Origin of the sequence: Streptomyces sp. bgisy159 (genome assembly GCF_965341775.1) — a bacterium.
In the GTDB taxonomy this organism is placed as follows: domain Bacteria; phylum Actinomycetota; class Actinomycetes; order Streptomycetales; family Streptomycetaceae; genus Streptomyces.
This window is the reverse complement of record NZ_CBDQZH010000015.1, coordinates 73,512-96,947: the sequence shown is the minus strand read 5'-3', so window position 1 is coordinate 96,947 and position 23,436 is coordinate 73,512. Positions and strand designations below refer to the sequence as shown.

At 75.1% G+C, this 23,436-nt stretch carries 22 protein-coding genes; 12 read left to right on the top strand and 10 right to left on the bottom strand.

Annotated elements, in window-relative coordinates:
- The first annotated feature begins 76 nt into the window (after nt 1-76).
- The gene (locus tag ACSLTV_RS17165) at nt 77-649 is read left to right on the top strand and encodes a helix-turn-helix domain-containing protein (RefSeq protein WP_432136863.1); all 573 of its coding nucleotides are present in this window, start codon (nt 77-79) and stop codon (nt 647-649) included.
- Between the two features lie 43 nt (nt 650-692).
- Entirely contained in the window at nt 693-1,250 is a 558-nt protein-coding gene (locus tag ACSLTV_RS17160) for a YbaK/EbsC family protein (protein WP_432136864.1), read from the top strand.
- Between the two features lie 253 nt (nt 1,251-1,503).
- Here the strand turns inward: ACSLTV_RS17160 and ACSLTV_RS17155 are convergent, their stop codons facing one another.
- Complete coding sequence (locus ACSLTV_RS17155) at nt 1,504-2,622, bottom strand: cation diffusion facilitator family transporter (RefSeq protein WP_435612432.1); 1,119 nt, start codon at nt 2,620-2,622, stop codon at nt 1,504-1,506.
- A gap of 66 nt (nt 2,623-2,688) precedes the next feature.
- On the opposite strand from ACSLTV_RS17155, the gene ACSLTV_RS17150 reads away from it, so the two are divergent.
- On the top strand, nt 2,689-3,072 hold the full coding sequence (locus ACSLTV_RS17150; RefSeq protein ID WP_432136866.1) for an ArsR/SmtB family transcription factor: 384 nt from the start codon (nt 2,689-2,691) through the stop codon (nt 3,070-3,072).
- A 56-nt stretch (nt 3,073-3,128) separates the two neighbouring features.
- Here the strand turns inward: ACSLTV_RS17150 and ACSLTV_RS17145 are convergent, their stop codons facing one another.
- The gene (locus ACSLTV_RS17145; protein ID WP_435612431.1) at nt 3,129-3,542 is read right to left on the bottom strand and encodes a CoA-binding protein; all 414 of its coding nucleotides are present in this window, start codon (nt 3,540-3,542) and stop codon (nt 3,129-3,131) included.
- Between the two features lie 194 nt (nt 3,543-3,736).
- Here ACSLTV_RS17145 and ACSLTV_RS17140 point away from each other — a divergent pair, with 194 nt between their 5' ends.
- The 5 genes from ACSLTV_RS17140 to ACSLTV_RS17120 all read left to right on the top strand — a co-directional run bounded on the left by ACSLTV_RS17140 (nt 3,737) and on the right by ACSLTV_RS17120 (nt 10,024).
- On the top strand, nt 3,737-4,471 hold the full coding sequence (locus tag ACSLTV_RS17140; RefSeq protein ID WP_432136868.1) for a hypothetical protein: 735 nt from the start codon (nt 3,737-3,739) through the stop codon (nt 4,469-4,471).
- 27 nt (nt 4,472-4,498) lie between these two features.
- Nucleotides 4,499-5,092, top strand: coding sequence for a SixA phosphatase family protein (locus tag ACSLTV_RS17135; protein WP_432136869.1), 594 nt, complete (start codon nt 4,499-4,501; stop codon nt 5,090-5,092).
- Nucleotides 5,093-5,159: 67 nt separating this feature from the next.
- Nucleotides 5,160-5,786, top strand: a complete 627-nt coding sequence (locus ACSLTV_RS17130; protein ID WP_432136870.1) for a YigZ family protein — start codon at nt 5,160-5,162, stop codon at nt 5,784-5,786.
- 51 nt (nt 5,787-5,837) lie between these two features.
- Entirely contained in the window at nt 5,838-7,001 is a 1,164-nt protein-coding gene (locus ACSLTV_RS17125) for an exonuclease SbcCD subunit D (RefSeq protein ID WP_432136871.1), read from the top strand.
- Complete coding sequence (locus ACSLTV_RS17120) at nt 6,998-10,024, top strand: AAA family ATPase (protein WP_435612430.1); 3,027 nt, start codon at nt 6,998-7,000, stop codon at nt 10,022-10,024. Before ACSLTV_RS17125 ends, ACSLTV_RS17120 begins: the two co-directional genes overlap by 4 nt.
- Here the strand turns inward: ACSLTV_RS17120 and ACSLTV_RS17115 are convergent.
- Nucleotides 9,985-10,431: an Lrp/AsnC family transcriptional regulator gene (locus ACSLTV_RS17115; RefSeq protein WP_432136873.1), complete on the bottom strand. Its 447-nt coding sequence runs from the start codon at nt 10,429-10,431 to the stop codon at nt 9,985-9,987. The two genes, ACSLTV_RS17120 and ACSLTV_RS17115, sit on opposite strands and share 40 nt — an antisense overlap.
- Before the next feature lie 94 nt (nt 10,432-10,525).
- Here ACSLTV_RS17115 and ACSLTV_RS17110 point away from each other — a divergent pair, with 94 nt between their 5' ends.
- Complete coding sequence (locus ACSLTV_RS17110) at nt 10,526-11,029, top strand: rhodanese-like domain-containing protein (protein ID WP_432136874.1); 504 nt, start codon at nt 10,526-10,528, stop codon at nt 11,027-11,029.
- Between the two features lie 2 nt (nt 11,030-11,031).
- Here ACSLTV_RS17110 and ACSLTV_RS17105 read toward each other — a convergent pair whose 3' ends face one another.
- From ACSLTV_RS17105 to ACSLTV_RS17095, 3 genes are all read right to left on the bottom strand, one after another.
- Nucleotides 11,032-11,826 carry an ATP-grasp domain-containing protein gene (locus ACSLTV_RS17105; RefSeq protein WP_435612429.1) on the bottom strand — a complete coding sequence of 265 codons (795 nt, stop codon included), beginning with the start codon at nt 11,824-11,826 and terminating at the stop codon, nt 11,032-11,034.
- A 174-nt stretch (nt 11,827-12,000) separates the two neighbouring features.
- Nucleotides 12,001-13,695 carry a DUF885 domain-containing protein gene (locus tag ACSLTV_RS17100; protein ID WP_432136876.1) on the bottom strand — a complete coding sequence of 565 codons (1,695 nt, stop codon included), beginning with the start codon at nt 13,693-13,695 and terminating at the stop codon, nt 12,001-12,003.
- A gap of 63 nt (nt 13,696-13,758) precedes the next feature.
- Nucleotides 13,759-14,253, bottom strand: a complete 495-nt coding sequence (locus tag ACSLTV_RS17095) for an Lrp/AsnC family transcriptional regulator (protein WP_432136877.1) — start codon at nt 14,251-14,253, stop codon at nt 13,759-13,761.
- 60 nt (nt 14,254-14,313) lie between these two features.
- On the opposite strand from ACSLTV_RS17095, the gene ACSLTV_RS17090 reads away from it, so the two are divergent.
- Nucleotides 14,314-15,549, top strand: coding sequence for a trans-sulfuration enzyme family protein (locus tag ACSLTV_RS17090; RefSeq protein ID WP_432136878.1), 1,236 nt, complete (start codon nt 14,314-14,316; stop codon nt 15,547-15,549).
- On the opposite strand, the gene ACSLTV_RS17085 is transcribed toward ACSLTV_RS17090, so the two are convergent.
- The 3 genes from ACSLTV_RS17085 to ACSLTV_RS17075 all read right to left on the bottom strand — a co-directional run bounded on the left by ACSLTV_RS17085 (nt 15,539) and on the right by ACSLTV_RS17075 (nt 20,427).
- Nucleotides 15,539-16,930: an N-acetyltransferase family protein gene (locus ACSLTV_RS17085; RefSeq protein WP_435612428.1), complete on the bottom strand. Its 1,392-nt coding sequence runs from the start codon at nt 16,928-16,930 to the stop codon at nt 15,539-15,541. The genes ACSLTV_RS17090 and ACSLTV_RS17085 overlap by 11 nt on opposite strands.
- Before the next feature lie 232 nt (nt 16,931-17,162).
- Nucleotides 17,163-18,737: an alkaline phosphatase D family protein gene (locus tag ACSLTV_RS17080; protein ID WP_432157104.1), complete on the bottom strand. Its 1,575-nt coding sequence runs from the start codon at nt 18,735-18,737 to the stop codon at nt 17,163-17,165.
- A gap of 130 nt (nt 18,738-18,867) precedes the next feature.
- Nucleotides 18,868-20,427, bottom strand: a complete 1,560-nt coding sequence (locus ACSLTV_RS17075) for a PLP-dependent aminotransferase family protein (protein WP_435612427.1) — start codon at nt 20,425-20,427, stop codon at nt 18,868-18,870.
- Between the two features lie 47 nt (nt 20,428-20,474).
- On the opposite strand from ACSLTV_RS17075, the gene ACSLTV_RS17070 reads away from it, so the two are divergent.
- A complete protein-coding gene (locus ACSLTV_RS17070; RefSeq protein ID WP_432136882.1) occupies nt 20,475-21,473 on the top strand; it encodes a DMT family transporter in 999 nt (332 codons plus the stop codon).
- Between the two features lie 52 nt (nt 21,474-21,525).
- Here the strand turns inward: ACSLTV_RS17070 and ACSLTV_RS17065 are convergent, their stop codons facing one another.
- Nucleotides 21,526-22,356, bottom strand: a complete 831-nt coding sequence (locus ACSLTV_RS17065) for an alpha/beta fold hydrolase (protein WP_432136956.1) — start codon at nt 22,354-22,356, stop codon at nt 21,526-21,528.
- 242 nt (nt 22,357-22,598) lie between these two features.
- Between ACSLTV_RS17065 and ACSLTV_RS17060 the strand changes: the two genes are divergently transcribed.
- On the top strand, nt 22,599-23,360 hold the full coding sequence (locus ACSLTV_RS17060; protein WP_432136883.1) for a GntR family transcriptional regulator: 762 nt from the start codon (nt 22,599-22,601) through the stop codon (nt 23,358-23,360).
- Nucleotides 23,361-23,436 lie beyond the last annotated feature (76 nt).

Here is a 23,436-nt window from a genome sequence, read left to right as displayed (position 1 = left end):
GGCTTCCCACCGGAGCGTCCACCAGAACACTCGGACAACATCGCTCACCCCATCGGACTCCGGAACGGGACGAAACGTGTCGGACCTCGACCTGCTGACCCAGTCCCTGGCTCGCAACGTCAAGCGCTGGCGCACCGAACGGGGCTTCACACTGGACACGCTGGCCACCCGGGCCGGGGTCAGCCGGGGCATGCTGATCCAGATCGAGCAGGCCCGCACCAACCCCAGCCTCGGCACGGTCGTCAAGATCGGTGACGCGCTCGGCGTCAGCATCCCCACCCTCCTCGACTACGAGCAGGGACCCACGGTCCGGATCGTCCCGGCGGACCGGACGGTACGGCTGTGGCAGACCGACGCGGGCAGCTACAGCCGGCTGCTGGCCGGGGCGGAGGCGCCGGGGCCGCTGGAGCTGTGGCAGTGGCGGCTGATGCCGGGCGAGGGCAGTTCCTCCGACGCGCACCCCGCCGGCACGGTCGAGGTCCTGCACGTCACCGCCGGCGAGCTGGCGCTCACGGTCGGCGGCGAGGAGTACCGGGTCCCGGCCGGCGCCTGCGCCACCTTCGACGCCGACGCGCCGCACACGTACGCCAATCACGGCGACACCGTCGCCGAGATGGTGCTGGTCTGGGCCGCGCCGCCCGTGCGCTGAGACGCCTCGCCGGCCGCCGTCGCACGGCTGTTACGGTGCGGCCATGCGCGCACCGATCGGAGACTTCGACACCGCCACCCCGGCCCCCGACTGCCTCGACGAGCTGATCGCCCCGGTGGCCGACGCCGTACGCCGGTTCGGCGAGGACGTCCCCGCCGACCAGATCCTCCACGTCGACACCGACCCGCGGTGGGCCGACACCGCCGTCTTCGTCGAGCACTACGGCCGGGAACTGCTGGAGCGGTCCGCGAACTGTGTGGTCGTGGCGGGCAAGCGGGGCGGCGAGACCACGCTCGCCGCCTGCCTGGTGCTGTCCACCACCCGCGTCGACGTCAACGGTGTGGTGCGCCGTCAGCTGGGCGCGCGGAAGGCATCGTTCGCGCCGACGGAGACGGCGACCGGGGAGACCGGCATGGAGTACGGCGGCATCACGCCGATCGGACTGCCGGCCTCCTGGCCGCTGCTGGTCGACGCCGCCGTCGTCGAGCTGCCGTGGGTCCTCGTCGGCAGCGGTCGCCGTCGCGGCAAACTCCTGGTCCCCGGCAAGGTGTTCGCCGCCCTGCCCGGCGCGGTGGTGCTGGAGGGTCTGGGCGTCGCCTGAACCGGGGTGCCGGACCGGTGACGTCCGTCGCCCGGTGTGCCCGAGGTACTGCTCCGGAGATGTCCGTCGCCCGGTGCGACCGCGGCGCCGGTCCGGTCTCGTGCGTGGCGGGTGGCGGGTGGCGGGTGGCGGATGCCGGGGTGCCGGTCCGGTGGGTCCGCTGTCGGCGCCAGGAAAGGTGCGTCGTCCCCGCCCCGGTGCCCGTCCGGCACTGTGGGCCGGCGGCGCGGACGGTGGCGGCCGGCCCCGCTCGTCAGGCCGCGCCGTGGTGCGCCAGGGCCAGGTGCGGATCCGCCTCGCCCGGCAGGGGCGCCGGGTCGGCGTGCACCAGGGCCGCGGTCAGCCGGGGCACCGCGTGCAGCAGTGCGTGCTCGGCGGCCACCGCGATCGCGTGCGCCTCACGGACCGTCACCTCGCCGTCCACCACCAACGCCACCTCCGCGCGCAGGCGGTGCCCGATCCAGCGCAGCCGCAGCTCGCCCACACCGCGCACCCCCGGCACCACCCGAAGCGTGCGCTCCGCCCGCTCGGTGAGGGCCGGGTCCACGGCGTCCATCACCCGCCGGAACACCTCCCGGCCCGCGTCCCGCAGCACCAGGGCGATCGCCGCCGTGATCGCCAGCCCGACGACAGGGTCGGCGCGCTGCCAGCCGAGTGCGGAACCACCCGCGCCCAGCAGCACGGCCAGGGAGGTGAACCCGTCGGTCCGGGCGTGCAGTCCGTCCGCGACCAGCGCCGCCGAACCGATCGACCGGCCGACACGGATCCGGTGCCGGGCCACCCATTCGTTGCCCGCGAAGCCCACCAGCGAGGCGACCGCGACCACCCCCACGTGCTCCACCGGGCGGGGGTCCAGCAGCCGCCCCACCGCCGTCCAGCCGGCGAACGCCGCCGACGCGGCGATCGTCAGCACGATCACGATCCCCGCCAAGTCCTCCGCGCGCCCGTACCCGTAGGTGAAACGGCGGGTGGCGGCCCGCCGGCCCAGCACGAAGGCGACCCCGAGGGGTACGGCGGTCAGCGCGTCCGCCGTGTTGTGCACCGTGTCGCCGAGCAGCGCCACCGACCCGGAGGCCAGGACGACCGCCGCCTGAGCCAGCGCGGTCGCGGCGAGCACCGCGAAGGACACCCACAGGGCGCGCAGTCCGCGGGCCGAGGACTCCAGGGCGGGGTCGATCCGGTCGGCGGTCTCGTGGGAGTGAGGGGTGAGGAGGTGGGCGAGACGGCGGCGCGAGGGACGGGGTTCCCGCCCCCGCCCGTGTTCGTGATCGCCGGGACCGGAGTCGTGCTGGTGCCCGTGGTGCCCGTGGTGCCGGTGGTGCCCGTGGTGCCCGTGGTGAGGAAGATGAGCAAGGTCATCGTGGTCGGTCACGTCGGTCCCCTTCCGGCCGCTGCCTCACACTGGACGTCTTCCCGTCCGCAGCGCCAATATGTGCGTATGAGCGCACGCATGCACCTGTCATCTGCACACGATGCGCACCCGCGCACCCCCGGCGATGTCCACCCGCGCACACCCGGCGAAGAGCACTTCGCGCTCGCGGCCGAGATCCTCGCCCTGCTCGGCGACCGCACCCGCCTCACCCTGTTGCACGCCCTGACGACCGGCGAGGCCGACGTCGGCACGCTGACCGAGGTCTGCGGCGCGGCCCGCCCGGCGGTCAGCCAGCACCTGGCGCGGCTGCGGCTGGCCGGCCTGGTGAGCACCCGCAAGGAGGGCCGAAGGGTGATCTACGCCCTGTGCGACGGCCACCTGCGCCGCCTGGTCGGCGAGGCGCTGAACGTGGCCGACCACCGGCTGGGCGACCGGCCGGTGCACGACTGACAGGGGTGACCGGCGACGGCACCGCTCAGCCGGTCACCCGCCCCGCGCCACGGCCGTCACGGTCGGCGCAGCCGGGGGAACTCGATGGCCGGGCAGCGGTCCATCACCATGTCCAGACCCGCCGCACGCGTGCGCGCGTAAGCCGCCTCGTCGACCACACCCAGCTGGAACCACACCGCCTTCGCACCCCGGGCGACCGCCTCGTCGGCCACGGCCCCGGCGAGCCGACTGTTGACGAACACGTCGACGACGTCCACGTCGAAGGGGACGTCCGCGAGGGAGGCGTATCCCCGCTCCCCGTGCACGGTCTCCGCCTTGGGGTGGACGGGGACGACCCGTTTGCCGTGGCGCCGCAGCACCTCGGCCACCCCGTACGCCGCCCGCGCCCGGTTGGTGGACAGGCCCACCACCGCCCAGGTACCGCCGAGCTCGGTGAGGATCTTGCGGACCGTTGCGTCGTCGCCGTGCACGGCGTGCCTCCTGTCGGGTGGCCGGCTGGGGAACCTTGGAACCTCAGGTCGGACAACATCTGATCACAACCGGTCATTCCGAGTCGGAAGCGGTTCGTGCGGGCCGGCCCGGGCAGCCGTGCGACGCCCCGGTACGTGTCCGGAAATCCCGCCGCCCGCCTGCGCGCGGCCGCCGGCCCGCCTACGCTCGGGCCGTGCTCCGCATCACCGACGCCCGAACCGGCGCAGACGTCCCCGCCGCCCCCGTCCGCCGGGGCCTGACCCGGGTCGAGGCCCATGCCGACGGCTGCGGTACCGGCGATCTGCGCGTCCTGCTCGTCGCCGACCTGCTGGTGCGTGCCCTGGAACTCGGCGGCACACCCGTCTGGGGCCTGCTGACCGGGCGGGGTGAGCAGACCCGGCTGCGTACGGACGCCGACGAGCTCGGCATCCGCCCCTTCGAGGACAACCGGGACATGGGCACCGGACTCGGCGAGGCGCAGGTCGTGCACGTGGCGCGGCGGGCGTCCGACGTCCCCGACGGGGTGGTGGTGGCCGTGGCCCCGGTGGACGGTCCGCCGCTACCGTCCGCGGGCCCGCCGGACCGTGCGGAGCCGGCCGCCCTGCGCCTCGCCCTGCTCACCCGCCCCCGGGACACCCCCGTACGGCTGACAGCGGCCGACCTGGCGGAGGCCCGCGACACCCTCGTACGCTGGCGGCAGGACGTCGCCCGGTGGGCGCGGCAGCCCTCGCGGCCGGTCCCCGAGGAGGTGCGCGGGCGGCTGCGGGCCGCCTGGGAGGACGACCTGGACGTACCGGAGGTGCTGCGCGTGCTGCGGCGGATCGAGCAGGACCCGGACGTCGCGCCCGGGGCCCGCTTCGAGACGCACGCCTACGCCGACCGCCTCCTGGGCCTCGATCTGACCCGGGACCTCGGGTCGCCGGTGTGACACGTCAGGGGAAGGCGGTCGGTCGCAATGGGCGGTGACGCGACGGCGCGGCCGACCGCGTCCCGGCCCGGGGCCCGCGCCGGCAGCGGGCCGCTGCGGCGGCTGGTGATACTGCGGCACGCGAAGTCCGCCTGGCCGGAGGGCACCCCGGACCACGGGCGGCCCCTCGCCCCGCGTGGCCGGCGGGACGCCCCCGCCGCCGGACGCGCGCTCGCCGAGGCCGACTGCCTGCCCGACCTCGCCCTGTGCTCCACCGCGCTGAGAGCCCGCCGCACCTGGGAACTGACCTCCGCGCAGTGGGGCACCCCGCCGCCGGTGCGGTACGACGAACGGCTGTACGCGGCCGACGCGCCCGACCTGCTGGACGTGCTGCACGAGACACCGCCCGAGGTGCGGACCCTGCTCCTGGTCGGCCACAACCCCGGCCTCACCGACCTGGTGCTCACCCTCGCCGGCGACGGCCTCGGCGACACCCTGGACACCGTCCGCACCAAGTTCCCCACCTCCGCCCTCGCCGTGCTCTCCTGGTACGGCCCCACCTGGCGCACCCTCGTACCGGGCGCGGCCCTGCTCACCTCGGTCACGGTCCCGCGCGGCAGGAAACACGGCAAAAGCGGGTAGAGCATGCCGGAACGGGGCGGATTGACCGGGTGGGGGGAGCTTCCGCACCACCGCATAGGCTGGTCCGATGCAGGACGAGTACCGCACCGTCGCGCGCGCGGGTGTGCACGAGACAGAGGTCAACCGCTCGCGATTCCTGTGCGCGCTGGCGCCGGCCGGCAGCGAGCGGGAGGCGCGGGAGTTCATCGCGGCGGTTCGCAGGGAGCACGCGGACGCCACGCACAACTGCTGGGCGTACGTCATCGGCGCGGACGCCGCCGTCCAGAAGGCCAACGACGACGGGGAGCCGGGTGGCACCGCCGGCCTCCCCATGCTGCAGATGCTGCTGCGCCGCGACATGCGGTACGTGGTCGCCGTCGTCACCCGCTACTTCGGCGGCGTCAAGCTCGGCGCGGGCGGCCTCATCCGCGCCTACGGAGGGGCGGTGGGGGAGGCCGTCGACGCCCTCGGCACCCTCACCCGGCGCCGGTACCGACTGGCCACGGTCACCGTCGACCACCAGCGCGCCGGGAAGGTGCAGAACGACCTGCGCGCCACCGGGCGCGAGGTGCGAGACGTGCGCTACGGCGAGGCCGTCACCCTCGAGATCGGACTGCCGGACGCCGACGTCGACGCCTTCCGGGCCTGGCTGGCGGACGCGACGGCCGGGACGGCCGGGTTCGAGCTGGGCGGGGAGGCGTACGGTGATGCGTGAGGCCGCCGTATCCGCCCGTGCTGTCAGTCCCTCCCGTTAGTCTCGGGGATCATGAGGCTGCTGCACACTTCCGACTGGCATCTCGGCCGGGCGTTCCACCGGGTCAACCTGCTCGGGGCGCAGGCCGAGTTCATCGGTCGTCTCGTCACCACCGTGCGGGAGCGCGAGGTCGACGCGGTGGTCGTGTCGGGGGACGTCTACGACCGGGCGGTCCCGTCGCTCGCCGCGGTCGAGCTGTTCGACGACGCCCTGCACCGCCTGGCCGGCCTGGGCGTGCCCACGGTCATGATCTCCGGCAACCACGACTCGGCCCGCCGTCTCGGCGTCGGCGCCGGCCTCATCGACCGCGCGGGCATCCACCTGCGCACCGACCCGTCGGCCGCCGGTACCCCCGTCGTCCTGTCCGACGCGCACGGTGACGTCGCCTTCTACGGCCTGCCCTACCTCGAACCGGCCCTGGTCAAGGACGAGTTCGGCGTCGAGCGGGCCGGCCACGAGGCGGTGCTGGCCGCCGCCATGGACCGAGTCCGCGCCGACCTCGCCGCACGCCCGACGGGCACCCGGTCCGTGGTCCTCGCCCACGCCTTCGTCACCGGCGGCCGGCCCAGCGACAGCGAACGGGACATCACCGTCGGCGGAGTGGCCGCGGTGCCGGCCGGGGTCTTCGACGGCGTCGACTACGTGGCGCTGGGTCACCTGCACGGTTGTCAGACGATCACCGAGCGGGTGCGCTACTCCGGCTCCCCGCTGGCGTACTCCTTCTCGGAGGCCGACCACCGCAAGAGCATGTGGCTGGTCGACCTCGACGCCACCGGCGCGGTCACCGCCGAGCGGATCGACTGCCCCGTGCCGCGCCCGCTGGCCCGCCTGCGCGGCACCCTGGAGGACCTGCTCGCCGACCCGGCCCTCGCCCGGCACGAAGGGGCTTGGGTGGAGGCGACCCTCGTCGACGCCGTCCGTCCCGCCGAGCCCATGGCCCGCCTCACCGCACGGTTCCCGCACACCCTCAGCCTCGTCTTCGCCCCCGAGCGCGCCCCCGACGACCCCGACGCCAGCTATGCGAGCCGCCTCGCCGGGCGGGACGACCAGCAGATCGCCGAGGACTTCGTCGCACACGTACGCGGCGCCGGACCCGACCCGAGCGAGCGCCGCGTGCTGCGGGCGGCGTTCGACGCGGTCCGTGCGGACGACGCCGTGCGGGAGGTGGCCCGGTGAGACTGCACCGGCTCGACCTCACCGCCTTCGGACCGTTCGGCGGCACCCTGTCGGTGGACTTCGACGAACTGTCCGCCGCCGGCCTGTTCCTGCTGCACGGCCCGACCGGCGCCGGCAAGACCTCCGTCCTCGACGCCGTGTGCTACGCCCTGTACGGCGCGGTCCCCGGGGCTCGCCAGAACGGCCAGGGCCTCACCCTGCGCAGTGACCACGCCGCCCCCGGCACCCGCACCGAGGTCACCCTCGACCTCACCGTCGCGGGCCGCCGCCTGGAGATCACCCGGCAGCCGCCCTGGGAACGCGCCAAGAAACGCGGCCACGGCACGACCGTCGACAAGGCCCAGTCCTGGCTGCGCGAGTACGACGCGGCGGCCCGTGCCTGGAAGGACCTCAGCCGCTCCCACCAGGAGATCGGCGAGGAGATCACCCAGCTGCTCGGCGGCATGAGCCGGGAGCAGTTCTGCCAGGTGGTGCTGTTGCCCCAGGGCGACTTCGCACGCTTCCTGCGCGCCGACGCCGAGGCGCGCGGCCGACTGCTCGGCCGCCTGTTCGACACCCAGCGCTTCACCGACGTCGAGAAGCGCCTCGCCGACCGCCGCCGCGCCGCCGAGGCCAGGGTGAAGGAGGGCGACACCGCGCTGCTCGCCGACGCCCACCGCATGCAGCAGGTCGCCGGCGACACCATGGAGCTGCCCGAACCGGCGCCGGGCGAGCCGGGCCTGGCCGAGGCCGTCCTCACCGCGGCCGCCGTCGCCCGTTCCACCGCGCGCGAGCAGCTTGCCGTCGCCGACTGCGGGCGCCTCGCCGCCGAATCCGCCCACGCGGCAGCCCAGCGCCACCTGGACGACACACGCGAACTAGCCCGCTTGCAGCGGCGGTTCGCCGATGCGCAGGAGCGCGCCGCGCGCCTCCAGGAGCGGGCGGGCGCCCACCGGGAGCAGCGGGCTCGGATGGAGCGGGCGCGCAAGGCCGAGGCGGTGGCTCCGGTCCTCGCACTGCGCGCGTCGGCCGACTCCGAGCACCGCGCGGCCGCCGAGGCCGAGGCACGCGCGCGTGCGCAGCTGCCGGAGCGGTTCACCGACGCCGGGGCCGCCGGCCTCGCCGCCGCCGCCCGCCGGGCCGCCGAGGAACTGGGCGGACTGGAGTCGGCCCGGCGCGCCGAGCTGCGGCTGGCCGGCCTCGCCGCCGAGCGCGCCGATCTGGACCGCCAGGAGCGCGCCGACGAGGAGGTCCTCACGGAGGCGGAGAGCTGGCTCGCCGGGTGGGAGGAGACCCGGGCCGCACTCCTGGCCCGCGTCGACAGCGCCCAGCAGGCCGCCACCCGGGCCGAACAGCTCGCCGAGCGGCGGGAACCCGCGCAGGCCCGGCTGACGGCCGCGGCACTGCGCGACCGGCTCGCCGGGGACCTCGACGCCGCCGAGCGGCGGGCCCTCGCCTCCGGCGAGCGGGCGGTCGCCGCCCGCGCCCACTGGCTGGACCTCAAGGAGCAGCGCCTCGACGGCATCGCGGCCGAACTGGCCGCCGGCCTGGTCGCAGGTGCGCCCTGCGCCGTCTGCGGGGCCACCGAGCATCCCGCTCCCGCCCGCAAGGACGCCGGGCACGTCGACCGCGCCGCCGAGGAAGCCGCCCTCGCCGCCTACCGGCAGACCGAGGACGAACACGCCGCGGACCAACGGCGCCTGGGCGCCGTACGGGAGGAGCTGGCCGCCGCGACCGCCGAGGCCGGTGACGCTCCGACGGACCAGCTCCGCGCCGAGGCCGCCGAGCTGGAGGAGCACTACGCGCGCGCCCGCGCGGACGCCTCCGCACTGCACCCGGCGCAGGAGGAGCTGCGCCGGGCCGAGCAGGAGCACCGGCGGCGCACCGCCGTCCAGCGTGAGGCCGCCGTCCGGCTCGCCTCCCGGGTGGGCCACCGCGAGCGACTGGACCGCGAACGGGCCGCCCTCCAGGACGAGGTGACGCACGCCCGGGGCGCCCTGGACAGCGTGGCCGCGCGCGCGGCGCAGCTGGAGCGGCAGGCCGCGCTGCTGACCGACGCCGCCGACGCGGCCAGGGCCGCCGAGGAGAGCGCCGAGCGCCTCAAGGCCGCCGACGGGCACCTCGACGAGGCCGCGTTCCGGGCCGGTTTCGACACCCCGCGGGCCGCCGCCGACGCCCTCCTCGACGACGCCGCCCACCGCGAGCTGCAGCGCGCTCTCGACGCCTGGCAGACCGAGGAGGCCGCCGTGCGGGCCGTGCTCGCCGAGGCCGACACCGCCTCCGCCGCCCAGTGCCCGCCCGCCGGCCTCACCGCCGCCGAGACGGCCGCCCGCGCCGCCGCCGAACGGCTGCGGCAGGCCGCCTCCGCGCAGGACGCCGCCGCCCGCCGCTGCGCGGAACTGGACCGGCTGTCCGAGCGCGCGACCGCCGCCGCGCGCGGGCTGGCGCCGCTGCGTGAGGAGTACGACCGGGTCGCCCGCCTCGCCGGGCTCACCGCGGGCACCTCCGCCGACAACGGGCGCAAGATGCGTCTCGAGTCGTACGTTCTGGCCGCCCGGCTGGAGCAGGTGGCCGCCGCCGCCAGCGTCCGGCTGCACCGGATGTCCTCGGGCCGCTACACCCTCGTCCACTCCGACGACCGCACCGGACGCGGTCGCAGCGGACTGGGCCTGCACGTCGTCGACGCCTGGACCGGCCGGGAGCGGGACACCGCCACCCTGTCCGGCGGCGAGACCTTCTTCGCCTCGCTCGCCCTCGCGCTCGGCCTCGCCGACGTGGTCACCGACGAGGCGGGGGGAGTGCGGCTGGACACCCTGTTCATCGACGAGGGGTTCGGCAGCCTGGACGACCAGACGCTGGACGAGGTTCTCGACGTCCTCGACTCCCTGCGCGAACGGGACCGCAGCGTCGGCATCGTCAGCCACGTCGCCGACCTCCGGCGGCGCATCCACGCCCAGCTGGAGGTCGTGAAGGACCGGTCGGGGTCGGTGGTGCGGCAGCGCGGTCACCGGCCCAGCGGACGCCGGGGCAGCGGCGAGGAGTAGACGACGCTGGTGGTGACCGAACCGAGCGCGCCGATCTTCCCGGACACCTCCTCCAGATGGCGCATGGAACGGGCGGCGACCTTGATCACGAAGCAGTCGTCGCCCGTGACATGGTGCGCCTCCAGGATCTCGGGCGTGACGGCCACCAGGTCGTGGAAGGGCTTGTAGTTGCCGGTCGGGTACCGCAGCCGTACGAACGCCAGGATCGGCAGGCCGATACGCTCGGGGTCCACGACGGCGGCGTACCCCTGGATGACGCCCGCCTCTTCCAGCCGCCGCACCCGTTCGGTCACCGCGCTCGCGGACATGGACACGGCACGGGCCAGCTCGGCGTAACTGGCCCGGCCCTCCCGTTGCAGGACGTCGAGGATGCGCCAGTCGGTGGCGTCCGGGGAATACGCGGTCATGAGCGAGGAATAGCAGGGAAATCCCCGGTGGATCAAGGCAGGTGCCGGGGATCGTCACTTCAACGAAATGATCACCGGCCGTAGATTTTCTGCCATGAACACCTCCACCGAGAACGCGGCCCACGCTGCCGCCCCCGTGAACCCCGTCCTGCGCACCCCTCCCGCAGCCCCTGCCGAGGCCGCCGCCCACTTCCGGGCGAGCCTGGCCTTCCACACCGACGTCTCCGACGTGGCCGCCGCGCTTGCCGCCGGCGGCGACGCCGGCTTCGTCGTGCTGGACTCCCGCTCCACCGAGTCCTGGGACCAGGGGCACGTCCCCGGCGCGGTCCACCTGCCCACCGCGCTCATCCCCGAGCAGGCCGAGCACCTCCTCGACAAGGCGGTGCCGGTCGTCACGTACTGCTGGGGCCCCGCCTGCAACGGCGCCACCCGCGCGGCCCTCGCCCTCGCCGAACTCGGCTACCGGGTCAAGGAGATGCTCGGCGGCTTCGAGTACTGGGTGCGCGAGGGCCTCGCCTACGAGACCCGAGAGGGTGGCGAGCGCAAGCCGGCCGACCCGCTGACCGTCCCGGTGGACGCCGCCGACTGCGGCTGCTGAGGTCAGGCCCGCACCACCGCGGGCGCCGGCCGCAGGAACCCCCGCTCCGCCGCGGTGAAGCCGTCCCGCGGTCGCGCCGCGCGCAGCACCACCTTCAGCGCGGCGTCCGCGTCGCACGCGTAGTGCCCGCTGGCCCATGCGGCGTTGGCCTCCACCACCGCCCACCCGGCGTCCGCCACCAGCCCGACGTCCACGACGATCGCGCTCGGCAGCCCGGTACCGGCCAGCCGGGAGGCGAACGCCAGCACCTCGCCGCGGCGCGGGTCCGCCTCCAGCGGGGCCACGTCGAGGTCGCCCCCGACGGCGTACCGGCTGCCGGTGCGCACCTCGCCGTCCAGCAGGAACAGCCGGTACTCCACGGCGAACGCCACGATGTCGCTGACCAGCACCGGCTCCGTACCGTCCACCGCGTCCGGGCCGGGCAGCCGGCTGCCGTCGGGGTAGACGCGCGCCGGGAAGCTCTTGTCGTTGGGCGGCTTCACGAACGCCGGCCTCCGCAGCCCGCGCGCCGCGTCGATGGTGGTGCACGCGATGTCGCGGCCGGTGAGCTCGCGCGGCAGCCTGGCCAGCCAGTCCGCCGGGGGCTCCAGCAGCCCGACGCCCAGCTCCCGGCCGACGGCGTCCGCGAACAGCGGGCCCGCGTAGAGCGAGGCACCGGGACAGCGCCGCCGCTCCTGGGGCACCCGCCACTCGCGCAGGGTCTCCACCCCCACACCGCGCCGCCGTGCCGCATCCGCGAGGGCGCGGCCGGTGGCGGTGACGCGCGGGGACAGGAACAGGGTGCGGCCAGTGGTCATGGAACCGAAGAGTGCCCGAGAGGCGGCCGGGAGGGACAGCGAATATCCGCGGCCCGGGCAGGACACCGACACGGCGGGTCCGCCGCCCCACCCGGTCGCTCCGCGTGCCCTGCCCGGTCGCCGAGGTCGCCGAGGTCGCCTCGGTCGCCCCGCGTGCCCCGCCCGGCATCCGCGTCAGAGCCGGGACAGCTCGTCCACCAGGTCGTCCAGACCCAGCGAACCCTGCGAGAGGGCCGCCATGTGCCAGGCCTTGAGGTCGAAGGCGGCGCCGTGGCGCGCGCGGGCCCGCTCCCGGCCCAGCAGCCAGGCCCGCTCGCCCAGCTTGTAGCCGATGGCCTGGCCGGGGATGGTCAGATAGCGGGTCAGCTCGCTCACCACGAAGTCGGCCGGGCGGCTGCTGTGCGACCCGAAGAACTCCTCGGCCAGCTCCGGCGTCCAGCGCTCGCCCGGACGGAAGGGGGAGTCCGCCGGAATGTCCAGGCCGAGGTGCATGCCGATGTCGATGATGACGCGCACGGCCCGCATCATCTGCGCATCGAGATAGCCGAGCCGCTGTTCGGGATCGGTGAGGAAGCCCAGCTCGTCCATCAGCCGCTCCGCGTACAGCGCCCAGCCCTCGGCATTGGCGCTGACCATGCCGACGGACGCCTGGTAGCGGGAGAGGTTCCCGGCGACGTGCACCCACTGCGCCAGCTGGAGGTGGTGGCCGGGCACGCCCTCGTGGTACCAGGTCGACACCAGGTCGTAGACCGGGAACCGGGTCTCGCCCATCGTCGGCAGCCAGGTGCGGCCCGGCCGCGAGAAGTCCTCCGACGGCGGCGTGTAGTAGGGCGCCGCGGCGCTGCCGGGCGGCGCGATGCACGACTCCACCTTCCGTACCCGCTCGGCGAGTTCGAAGTGGGTGCCGTCCAGCTTGTCGATCGCCTCGTCCATCAGGCCCTGCAGCCACGCCCGGACCTCGTCGACGCCCTCGATGTGCCGGCCGTGCTCGTCGAGGTGGGCCAGCGCCGCCCACGGCGTCTCGGCACCCGGCAGAATCTTCTCCGCCTCCTGCCGCATCTCGCCGAGCAGCCGGTGGTACTCGGCCCAGCCGTAGGCGTACGCCTCGTCCAGGTCGAGGTCGGTGCCGTTGTAGTAGCGGGCGAACCGGGCGTAGCGTTCACGGCCCACGGTCTGCGGCGCGTCCTGGACGGCCGGCGCGTACACGTCGCGCATCCAGTCGCGCAGCCCGGCCACCGCGGCGGTCGCCGCGCGCGCCGCCTCGTCCAGCTCGGCCCTGAGCGTGTCGGGGCCGGCGGCGGCGAAGTCCTCGAACCAGCCGCGCCCGGACCCGTCCGTGTCGGCCCACTCGGTGAGCTGTCCGACGAAGGTCTCCGTGGGCCGCGGCGCCGCGTACAGCTTGCGCTCCAGACCGAGGGTCAGGGACTCCCGGTACCCGGCGAGGGCGGCCGGCACCGCGCGCAGCCGTTCGGCGATCGCCGCCCAGTCCTCCTCCGTCCGGGTCGGCGTCACGGTGAACACCTCGCGCACGTGGTGCGCCGGCGAGCCCATGTTGCCGACGTGGCGCAGCCCCTCCTCCGCTTCGTGCACGGCGAGTTCGGCGGTCAGCCGCTCGCGCAGCAGGCGCGCGCACCGGCGCTCGATGTCGCTGTCCGCGCCGGGCCGGCTCTCGGCCTCGTCGAGCCGGGCCAGGGTGTCCCGGGCCAGCCGCGCGAGCGCGTCCTGTCCCGCCGGTGAGAGGTCGGGCAGGCGGCCGGCGCTCTCCTGTACGCCGAGGTAGGTGCCGGTGACCGGATCGAGGGCGACGAGCTCGTCGACGTAGGCGTCGGCGACCTGCCGCGGCAGCGGGCTGCTGTTCGTCTCTGACATGCGGACATCGTCGTACGGATACCGGTGCCGCGTCAGCCCCGTTTCGCCGGTCCGGTCGCCGGATCAGCCGGATTTCGCCGAGAGCGTGTCCGGCGGGAGCAGGGGACCGCAGTCCCACCGCTGGAAGATCAGCCTGGTCTCCACCCGGGCCACCTCCCGCCGGGCCGTGAACTCGTCGAGGACCAGCCGCTGCAGATCGGCCATGTCCGCGACCGCCACGTGCACCAGATAGTCGTCCGGGCCGGTCAGGTGGAACACGGTCAGCGCCTCCGGCAGCGCCCGCACCCGCTCCACGAACGGACCCACCAGTTCCCGCCGGTGCGGCCGGACCTGCACCGACAGCAGGGCCTGCAGCCCCCGCCCCAGCCTGGCCGGATCGAGCCGCAGCTGATGGCCGAGGATCACCCCGGACCGCCGCAGCCGCGTCACCCGGTCCAGGCAGGTCGACGGTGCCACCCCCACCTGCGCGGCGAGGTCCCGGTAGGTGGTCCGGGCGTCGTTCTGCAGCAGCCGCAGCAGATGCAGATCCACCGGGTCCAGTACGACAGATTCGGCCATGGCCCGAACGTAGCACGGGATCTGGTCCCCGGAACCCGGTCGGTGTTCACCCTTCCGCCCATGGACACAGCTGGTACGCCCGCGTACGACGACGTACGCCGCCCCGCACCGAGAGCACCCCGGGCACTGGCCACCGAGGCCGTGCACGCCGGCCGGGACGACCTGGCCCGCCAGGGCCTGCACGCCCCGCCCATCGACCTGTCCACCACCTACCCGTCCTACGACAGCCGCGCCGAGGCGGCCCGTATCGACGCCTTCGCCACCACCGGCGCCGACCCCGACGGCCCGCCCGTCTACGGCCGGCTCGGCAACCCCACCGTGGCCCGCTTCGAGACGGCGCTGGCCCGGCTGGAGGGCACCGAGAGCGCGGTCGCCTTCGCCAGCGGCATGGCCGCGCTCAGTGCGGTGCTCCTCGCCCGCGCCGCCTCCGGGCTGCGCCACGTCGTCGCCGTGCGCCCCCTGTACGGCTGCAGCGACCACCTGCTGACCGCCGGGCTGCTCGGCACCGAGGTGACGTGGACCGACCCGGCCGGGATCGCCGACGCACTGCGCCCGGACACCGGCCTGGTCATGGTCGAGTCGCCCGCCAACCCCACCCTCGCCGAGGTCGACCTGCGGGCCGTCGCCCACGCCTGCGGCAGCGTGCCCCTGCTGGTCGACAACACCTTCGCCACCCCGGTGCTCCAGCGCCCCGCCGAGTCGGGCGCCCGGCTGGTGCTGCACAGCGCCACCAAGTACCTCGGCGGGCACGGGGACGTGCTCGCGGGGGTGGTGGCCTGTGACGAGGAGTTCGCCGGACAGCTGCGGCAGATACGTTTCGCCACCGGTGGTGTCCTGCACCCGCTCGCCGGTTACCTGCTGCTGCGGGGCCTGTCGACCCTGCCGGTCCGGGTCCGCGCCGCCTCGGACACCGCGGCCGAGCTGGCCCGCCGCCTCGCCGGCGACCCGCGCGTGGCCCGCGTCCACTACCCGGGCATCGGCGGTGCCATGGTCGCCTTCGAGGTGCACGGCGACCCGCACGAGGTGATCGCCGGCGTCCGCCTCGTCACCCCGGCCGTCAGCCTCGGCAGCGTGGACACGCTGATCCAGCACCCCGCGTCGATCAGCCACCGCATCGTGGACGCCGAGGACCGCAGGGGCGCGGGCGTGAGCGACCGCCTGCTGCGGATGTCCGTGGGCCTGGAAGACGTCGAGGACCTGTGGGCCGACCTGGACACGGCACTGTCCGCGGGGGGCGCGGGCGACCGGGACACCGCGGTGGCCGTCGCCCGCCCCGCGGCGGTGCTCAGGTCCTGACCACCGAGCTCTGCAGGCGGGCCGTGATCACCAGCGTGCCCTCCTCGATCTGGTAGTCGAGCGGCAGCTCCAGCCCCCGCATCGCCGCGACCATGCCCGTGTTGGACGCCTGCGTCACCGCGTACACGCTCTCGCAGCCGGCCTCCCGGGCCATGGCCACCAGCCTGCGCAGCAGTTCCCCGCCGATGCCGCGCCGCTGCCAACGGTCCTCGACCAGCAGCGCGACCTCCGTCTCGTCGCCGTCCCACAGCAGGTGGCCGAGGCCGACGATGCGGCCCGAGGGGGTGCGCACCGCCAGGGTGCGGCCGAAGCGGGGGCTGAGCAGATGCTTGAGATAGCGGTCGGCGTCACCCACCGGCCCGTGGTACCGCATGCCCAGGGTCCGGCTGGAGCACCGTTCGTGCATCTCCTTCGCGGCCTGCAGGTCACCGACGTCGGCCCGGCGCACGGTGATGTCGTTGCCCTCGGGCAGCGTCAGTACGTCCTGGCCGCACGGGACCCTCGGGCCCAGCCGGGCGTCCAGCTCGACCAGGGCCCGCGCGCGGGCGAACTCCGTCGGGGTGAAGGGAAGATACGGCCGCTCCACGGTGATCACCCCGCCCTCCGGCGCCCGCAGTCGCAGCACCGTCTCCTCCAGCACGCCCTCCACGGGCACCCGGTCGGCGCCCCGGCCGTCGCCGTGCGCGGTGGCGGGCAGCGACCGGATCGTGCACCGGCCCAGCAACTGCCGCAGTGCCAGAGGGAGTTCGGCGGCGTCCAGCGCCGTGCGGGTGGCCAGGCCGAGCACCCGGGTCGGCGCGTCCACCAGGTCGTGGGCGTCGGCCCGCTCCATCCAGGTGCCCGAGCCGCCCGCGCCCGCCACGGCACGGGTGATCTCGGCGCAGGCGAGGTCGCGCGGGGCGCGCAGCAGGAACTCGTCGACGGTGTCCGTGCCCAGCGGGTGCGTCTGCAGGGTGAGGATGTCGACGCGCTGCCCGGCGAGCGCGGTGCACAGGGCGGCCAGCGCGCCCGGCTCGTCCTTCACGGTCGTCCGCATCCGCCACAGGGTGCTCGGCCGGGCCGCCTCCTCCGGCAGCGCGGACGGCCCGGCCTGCTCCCGCGCGGAGCCCGGCCGGGCGCTCGTATCGCCGGTATCGCTCACCGGCGGTGCGTGGCCGTGGCGGCGTGACCACCAGGTGTGGAAGCAGGCCGTGGCGGCGAGGGCGGCCGCCGACAGGGTGAGCAGGGCAGGCCCGTCCGGGCCGTGGCCCACCAGGTTCGCCACCACGTCGGCCACCGCCACCGCGGTGAACAGGGCGGCGAGCTCCACGATGTCCCGCCGCCAGTGGTGGACGGGGCGCCCGTTCTTGGCGCGTGTCACGTCAGTCGTCTTCCGGTTCATACGGCCACTGTGGAGGAAGGGTGTTGCGTGATCACGAACGGTTTGTGACTGATGGGTAAATGCTGAATTTGTCCGCTTTGCAACCGCCTCTGCCTGCCCGAGAGGGCGGCGTCCGCGCGAAGGCGTCCGGATGAACGGCGTGCGGCTGAACCGCGTGCGGGCGAACGGAACACCGCGCACCGGGGGATGACGCCGGTGCGCGGTGTTGCGCCGAGCGTACGGGACCCGGGCCCTACTGTCCCACCAGGCCCGGCCGCAGCACCTGGGTGAACAGCACGGTGCCGTCCTGCTCGCGCAGCCGGACCGTCAACTCCCCGCTGCCGCCGTCGATGTCCACCTCGCCGAAGAACTGGTACCCGCCGGCGGGGGAGACGTTCGCGGTCGTCGGCGCCTTCACGAACACCCGCTCCGGCCCGAACGTGCCGTCCAGGGCGTTGGCCGGGAACGCGCCCGCGTTGAGCGGGCCGGAGACGAACTCCCAGAAGGGCTCGAAGTCGTCGAACGCCGCTCGTGAGGGCTGGTAGTGCTGGGCCGAGGTGTAGTGGACGTCGGCGGTCAGCCACACCGTGCCGGTGATCCGGCGGTGCTTGACGAACCGCAGCAGCTCGGCGATCTGCAGCTCCCTGCCCAGGGGCGCCCCGGGATCGCCCTGGGCGACGGCCTCGATGTTCGGCAGGCCGTCGGTGCCGTCCGGCACCACCAGGCCGAGCGGCATGTCCGAGGCGAGCACCTTCCACACCGCCCGGGAGCGGGCCAGTTCCCGCTTGAGCCACGCCAGCTGCTCGGCGCCGAGGATGCCCTCGGGGTCGGTGGTCCGGTCGTCCGGCGAGTTGGCGTTGCGGTAGGTGCGCATGTCCAGCACGAACACGTCCAGCAGCGGTCCGTGGCGCACCACCCGGTACACCCGGCCGCGGGGGCGGCGCAGCGTCGGGATGGGGAAGTACTCCGAGAACGCGCGCCGGGCCCGCGCGGCGAGCACGTCGACGCGCTTCTCGGTGTAGCGGGGGTCGGCGAGGATCTCCCCGGGGTACCAGTTGTTGGTCACCTCGTGGTCGTCCCACTGGACGATCGAGGGCACCTGCGCGTTGAACCGGCGGAGGTTCGCGTCGAGCAGGTTGTAGCGGAAGTTCCCGCGGAACTCGGCCAGCGTCTCGGCGACCTTGGACTTCTCCTCCGTGGTGACGTTCCGCCACAGACTGCCGTCGGGCAGGTTGACGGACGGTGCGATCGGGCCGTCGGCGTAGACGTTGTCGCCGCTGCACAGGAAGAAGTCCGGGTCGAGCGCGGCCATCGCGTCGTAGATCCGGTAGCCGCCGCGGTCCGGGTTGATGCCCCAGCCCTGCCCGGCGAGGTCCCCGGACCACACGAACCGCACCCCGTCGCGGCGCCGCGAGGACGCGGTGCGGAAGGTGCCGGCCACCGGTTCGCCGGTGCGCCGCGGGTCGTCCGGGTCGGCCAGCAGCACGCGGTAGTGGATCTGCTCGCCGGCCGGCAGACCGTGCAGCCGGGTGGTGCCGGTGAAGTCGGTGTCCGGGCCGAGCAGCGGGCCGCACCAGCGGCGCGCGCCCCGGAACGACTCGGTGGCCGACGTCTCGACGACCATGCGGGCCGGACGGTCGGAGCGCACCCACACCAGCCCCGAGTGCGCGCCCACGTCTCCCGTCTGCACGCCCCACGCCGCGCCGGGCCGCCCGGACCGGGCGAGGGCGGGCGCCGCACCGGCGGCGACGGGCAGGGTCAGGGCGGCGGACGCGGCGAGGGTGCCGCGCAGGACGCCGCGGCGCCCCGGGAACGGACGATCGGACATGGAGGGGCCTCCTGGGACGGGAACCGGCCGATGTGTCGTGCCCACACCTACGCGGGCGGCGCGGCGGCCACGCGAACCACGAGTGAACAACTCCTCCCGGCCCCCGCGGAGGCGCCGCGCCGCACCCCGTTCACCGCGCCGTGGCCTCGGCCAGCATCCGTACGCCGTCCCGGATCCGCGCGGGCGGCAGATGCGCGTAGCCGAGCACGAGCTGCACCCGCCCCCCACCGGATCCGCCGGCACGCACGCGTGCCGCGGGCGGAGCGCCGCCCCGCGCGGGTCGTCCGTCCGGTCGTCCGTCCGCTCGGTCGTCCGGTCGTCCGTCCGATCGGTCGTGCGCGTAGTCCGCGAGGGTGCGTACCGACACGCCGGCCGCCTGCGCCCGGGCGGCGAACTCCGCCTCGGGGCCGTGCCGTCCCGGCAGCGAGGCGATGACGTGCAGGCCCGCCGCGATGCCGGTGACCCGCGAACCGGGGAAGTGCTCCCGCAACGCCGCCACCAGGGCGTCGCGCCGCTCCCGGTACGCCCGTTGGCAGCGGCGCAGCTGACGGTCGTAGTCGCCGCGTTCCAGGAACCGCGCGAACAGCGCCTGGTCCAGCGTGGGATGGCCGAGATCCATGGTCCGCTTCCGCTCGACGACGTCCTCCGCCAGCGACTCCGGCACCAGCAGCCAGCCCAGCCGCAGCCCGGGCGCCAGCGACTTGCTCACCGACCCGGTGTACGCCACCCGCTCCGGGTCCAGCCCCTGCAGGGCACCCACGGGCGCGCGGTCGTAGCGGAAGTCGCCGTCGTAGTCGTCCTCCAGGACGTAACCGTCCACCGCCCGCGCCCACTCCAGCAGCCGGGTCCTGCGGCGCGCCGAGTACGCGAGACCGGTGGGGAACTGGTGCGCCGGCGTCGTCACCACGGCCCGCACCCCCGACGCGGCCAGCGGACCGAGAGCCAGTCCCTCGCCGTCCAGCGGCAGCGGTACGGCGGTCATGTCGGCCGCCGCGTACAGCGCGCTGTGCTGCGGGCTGCCCGGATCCTCCACCCCGACGGCGTCCAGCCCGCGCGCGTGCAGCACGCAGCCGAGCAGCGCGCTCGCCTGGGCGACCCCGGAGACCACCACGATCCGCTCGGGGTCGGCGACCACACCCCGGCGCCGGGCCAGCAGCTCGGCCAGCGCGGTGCGCAGCCGGGGCAGTCCGCGCGGGTCGGGATAGCCGAGCTCGTGGTGCGCCAGGTCGGCCAGCACCGCGCGCTGCGCCGCGGCCCAGGCGGGGCGCGGGAACAGCGACAGGTCCGGGGTGCCGGGCACGAAGTCCGCCCGCGCGCCGGGGACCCGGGGCGCGAGGTCCCGGGCGCGCGGCCGGGCCGCCCGAGCGGCACCGCCCACCCAGGTCCCGGCACCCCGGCCGCTGCGCAGATAGCCCTCCGCCGTCAGCTGCTCGTACGCCTCGGTGACCAGGCCCCGGGACACCCCGAGGTCGGCGGCGAGGTCCCGGCTCGACGGCAGCCGGGTGCCCGGCGCGAGCCGCCCCGAGCGCACCGCCTCGCGCAGCGCGGCCTGCAACGCGCGCCCACGCGCGCGTGCCGGCGCCGACACGGCCGGCAGCAGCACCTCCCAGGCGGCGGACGGGGTGGCCGACAGGTCCTCCTCGCCGGCCGACGCGGCGGAGCCCTGCGGATTGGTCCGTGATGACGCCATGGAAGTGGACCTTAAACCGGACCGCCGCCGCTCCTAACGTCAGTGGCATGAACCCCACCGCCTCGCGCGGAGCGCTCCTCGCCGCGCTCGCCTGCGTTCTCGTCGGCGCCTCCTTCACCGCCAACAGCGTCCTCGGCGACTACCCGTACGCCGGCGGGCAGACCCTGCGCTACGGCCTGGCCTGCCTGCTCCTGCTGCCACTGGCCCGCGGGGGCGTCAGAGCCCGCCTGCGCGCCCTCACCCGGCGCCAGTGGCTGCGCCTCGCGCTGCTCGCGGCCGTCGGAAACGTCGGCTTCAACCTCGCCGTCCTCGCCGCCGAACGCACCGCCGAACCGGCCGTGCCCGGCGTCCTCGTCGGCTGCGCACCGGTGGTCGTGGCGGTCCTCGTCCCCCTCCTGGAGGGCCGTCGGCCACGCCGCGCCGTCATGTACGGGGCGTCGCTGGTGGCGGTCGGCGCCTTCACCGTGCAGGGCTGGGGCCGTACCGACGCCATGGGCCTCGTCTGGTCCGTCTGCGCCCTGGGCGGCGAGGTCGGCTTCGCCGTGCTCGCCGTGCCGGTGCTGCGGCCGCTGGGTCCCCGGCTGCTGTCCGCCACGGTGTGCGGGCTCGCGGCGGCCGAGTCCGCGCTGGCCGGCGTGGCGCTGGACGGCGGCGCGTGGCTGCGCCGGCCGGACGCGGTGGAGAGCGCCGCCCTGCTGTGGCAGGCGGTCGTCGTCACCGTCATCGGCTTCGTGTGCTGGTACATGGCCATCCAGCGCATCGGCGCCGAACGCGCCACCCTGTTCTCCGGCCTCATCCCCGTCGCCGCCGCCTGCACCGCTCCCCTCGTCGCCACGGGGTCCTACGGCCCCGCCCAGGCGGTGGGCAGCGCCCTGGTGGGCACCGGGGTCGCCCTGGGCTCGGGTGCTCTCAGCCGGGCCCGGCGGGCGCCCGGCGCGACGGCCGCCGGCCCCGCCGAGGCCGACGCCCCGAGCCCGCAGCCCCGGCCCGCCGAGGGGGACGCCGCTGCCTCCGTGCCGGCGCCGTCGGCCGGCCCCCGCCGCTGAGGCCTGGCGGCCGGGGGCCCGGCGGTGGCGTCGGGCCCCCGGCGGTGCCGGCTCATCGGCTCCCGTCGAGGATCACCCGTGCCACCAGCGCCGGGTCGTCGTTCATCGGGCAGTGCCCGCAGCCCGGGAGGCGCACCAGGCGGGCGTGGGGGACGACCTGCTTCGCCCGGACGCCCTGGCGGGGCACCAGCAGCATGTCCCGGCTGCCCCAGGCCACGGTGACCGGCAGTCCCGCCAGCGGGTCGGTGAACCGTACGGTCGTCCCCGCCCGCAGCGTCGCGTCGAAGCCGGTCGCCCCCGCCAGCGCCCGTGTCTCCGCGACCACGGCCTCGGGCGAACGGCGCGCGGGCCGGGCGTAGATGGTGCTCGTCAGGGCGGCACGGCCGGCCGCCGACCGCGCCATGCGCTCCACCAGCGGCAGCGGCAGCCGCCGGGAGATCCGCCGCATCGCGAGCAGGACCCCGAACGCGTAACGCCGTTCGGCCGGTGACCAGAACCCGGCCGGGGACAGCGCCGTGACCGACCGCACCTGCCGCGTGCGGCCGAGTTCCAGGGCGAGGAGACCGCCGAGCGAGTTGCCCGCCACGTGCGGCCGGTCCAGCTCCAGCGCCTCGCACAACGCGCCCAGCACGGCGTTCGTCGTGGCCAGGTCGTGGGCCAGCGGCTCCGGGAGTGCCGGAGACGCCCCGAACCCGGGCAGGTCCACCGCGATCACCTCCCGCTCGGCGGCCAGGATGTCCACCACCGGATCCCACGCCTGGCGGTGGTGACCGATGCCGTGCAGCAGGAGCAGCGGCTCCCCGCTGCCCACGCGCGCGTACGACACGGTCACCGGTCGTGGACCCTCGGAGGAGGGGACCTTGAAGGTGACGGTCTCGGACACCGGCGACACGGGTGACACGGGTGGCATGGGGGACATCGGTACTCCTCGTCCGGGCGGGCTGACGGATGCCGTGAGACAGCTTGTCAGCTACCGCTACCCGCCGGTAGCCCCCTGCTTCCGCCCGACTCGCATTGGTATTGACCAAGGGTTGGGGCCGCCCTATGGTCGCAGACAAGTGCAACAACCTTTAATAAACAAGGGCGCGAAAACGCCGCCGGGCCACGGCGATTGCGGAGGACAGGGTGGGGACCACGCAACTGGAAACGGTGCCGGAGCCGAAATACTGGCATCTCAGGACCGTGCTCAGCGAAGCGCTGGAGAACGAGTTCTCGGTGGGCGAGATCCTGCCGAACGAACGGGAACTGGCCGCCCGTTACGGCGTGGCCCGTGCCACGCTCCGCCAGGCGCTCGAACAGCTCGAACTGGAGGGCAGGCTGCAGCGCCGGCGCGGCGTCGGCACCACGGTCGCGCCGCCGCGCGTGGGGGTCGCCGTCGGCACCGCCGGACAAGCCTGGCCCGGCGCCGGGGACGACGGCTGGCAGCCCGTCGACTGTACGCTCGCCGCCCCGCCCGCCGCGGTCGCGGAGACCCTGGTCAGCGGACGCGACGAGCCCGTCCACACCGTGCGCCGCTCCCGGGTCTCCCACGGACAGCCCGTCGCCGCGGAACTGCTCTACGTACCGCGGTCCTCGGTGCCCGACCTCACCGCCATCGACACCCCGCCCGGCGGCGCACGCGCGCGCGTGGTGCTGCGCGAGCTGCAACGGCTCCGGCTCGACAGCCAGGAGCGCGCGGTGGAGCTGGGCTCGGCCCGCGCGGACGACGCCAAGGAGCTCGACCGGCTGCCCGGCGCGCCCGTCCTGGTGGTCACCACGCGCTTCGTCGCGGAGGGCCGTACCGCGGCCCTCTCCGTCGCCACGTACCGCGCTGACACGTGTCGACTGACGTTCGGCGACTCGGGCGGCGTCGAGATCCACCACGGACCGCAGCGCCAGGCTTCCTGACACCCCCTCGGACCCCACGACCGTCGGTCACGGCTGCGGTCGTGGGGACGGCCTGCCGCCCGCGCGTCCCCTCCAG

Coding starts and splice junctions, on each gene's coding strand:
- ACSLTV_RS17070 (WP_432136882.1), top strand. CDS start 20,475: ATGAACCCCACCGCCTCGCGCGGAGCGCTCCTCGCCGCGCTCGCCTGC.
- ACSLTV_RS17135 (WP_432136869.1), top strand. CDS start 4,499: ATGGGCGGTGACGCGACGGCGCGGCCGACCGCGTCCCGGCCCGGGGCC.
- ACSLTV_RS17100 (WP_432136876.1), bottom strand. CDS start 13,695: ATGTCAGAGACGAACAGCAGCCCGCTGCCGCGGCAGGTCGCCGACGCC.
- ACSLTV_RS17080 (WP_432157104.1), bottom strand. CDS start 18,737: ATGTCCGATCGTCCGTTCCCGGGGCGCCGCGGCGTCCTGCGCGGCACC.
- ACSLTV_RS17090 (WP_432136878.1), top strand. CDS start 14,314: ATGGACACAGCTGGTACGCCCGCGTACGACGACGTACGCCGCCCCGCA.
- ACSLTV_RS17085 (WP_435612428.1), bottom strand. CDS start 16,930: ATGAACCGGAAGACGACTGACGTGACACGCGCCAAGAACGGGCGCCCC.
- ACSLTV_RS17125 (WP_432136871.1), top strand. CDS start 5,838: ATGAGGCTGCTGCACACTTCCGACTGGCATCTCGGCCGGGCGTTCCAC.
- ACSLTV_RS17150 (WP_432136866.1), top strand. CDS start 2,689: ATGAGCGCACGCATGCACCTGTCATCTGCACACGATGCGCACCCGCGC.
- ACSLTV_RS17075 (WP_435612427.1), bottom strand. CDS start 20,427: ATGGCGTCATCACGGACCAATCCGCAGGGCTCCGCCGCGTCGGCCGGC.
- ACSLTV_RS17160 (WP_432136864.1), top strand. CDS start 693: ATGCGCGCACCGATCGGAGACTTCGACACCGCCACCCCGGCCCCCGAC.
- ACSLTV_RS17115 (WP_432136873.1), bottom strand. CDS start 10,431: ATGACCGCGTATTCCCCGGACGCCACCGACTGGCGCATCCTCGACGTC.
- ACSLTV_RS17130 (WP_432136870.1), top strand. CDS start 5,160: ATGCAGGACGAGTACCGCACCGTCGCGCGCGCGGGTGTGCACGAGACA.
- ACSLTV_RS17110 (WP_432136874.1), top strand. CDS start 10,526: ATGAACACCTCCACCGAGAACGCGGCCCACGCTGCCGCCCCCGTGAAC.
- ACSLTV_RS17105 (WP_435612429.1), bottom strand. CDS start 11,826: ATGACCACTGGCCGCACCCTGTTCCTGTCCCCGCGCGTCACCGCCACC.
- ACSLTV_RS17095 (WP_432136877.1), bottom strand. CDS start 14,253: ATGGCCGAATCTGTCGTACTGGACCCGGTGGATCTGCATCTGCTGCGG.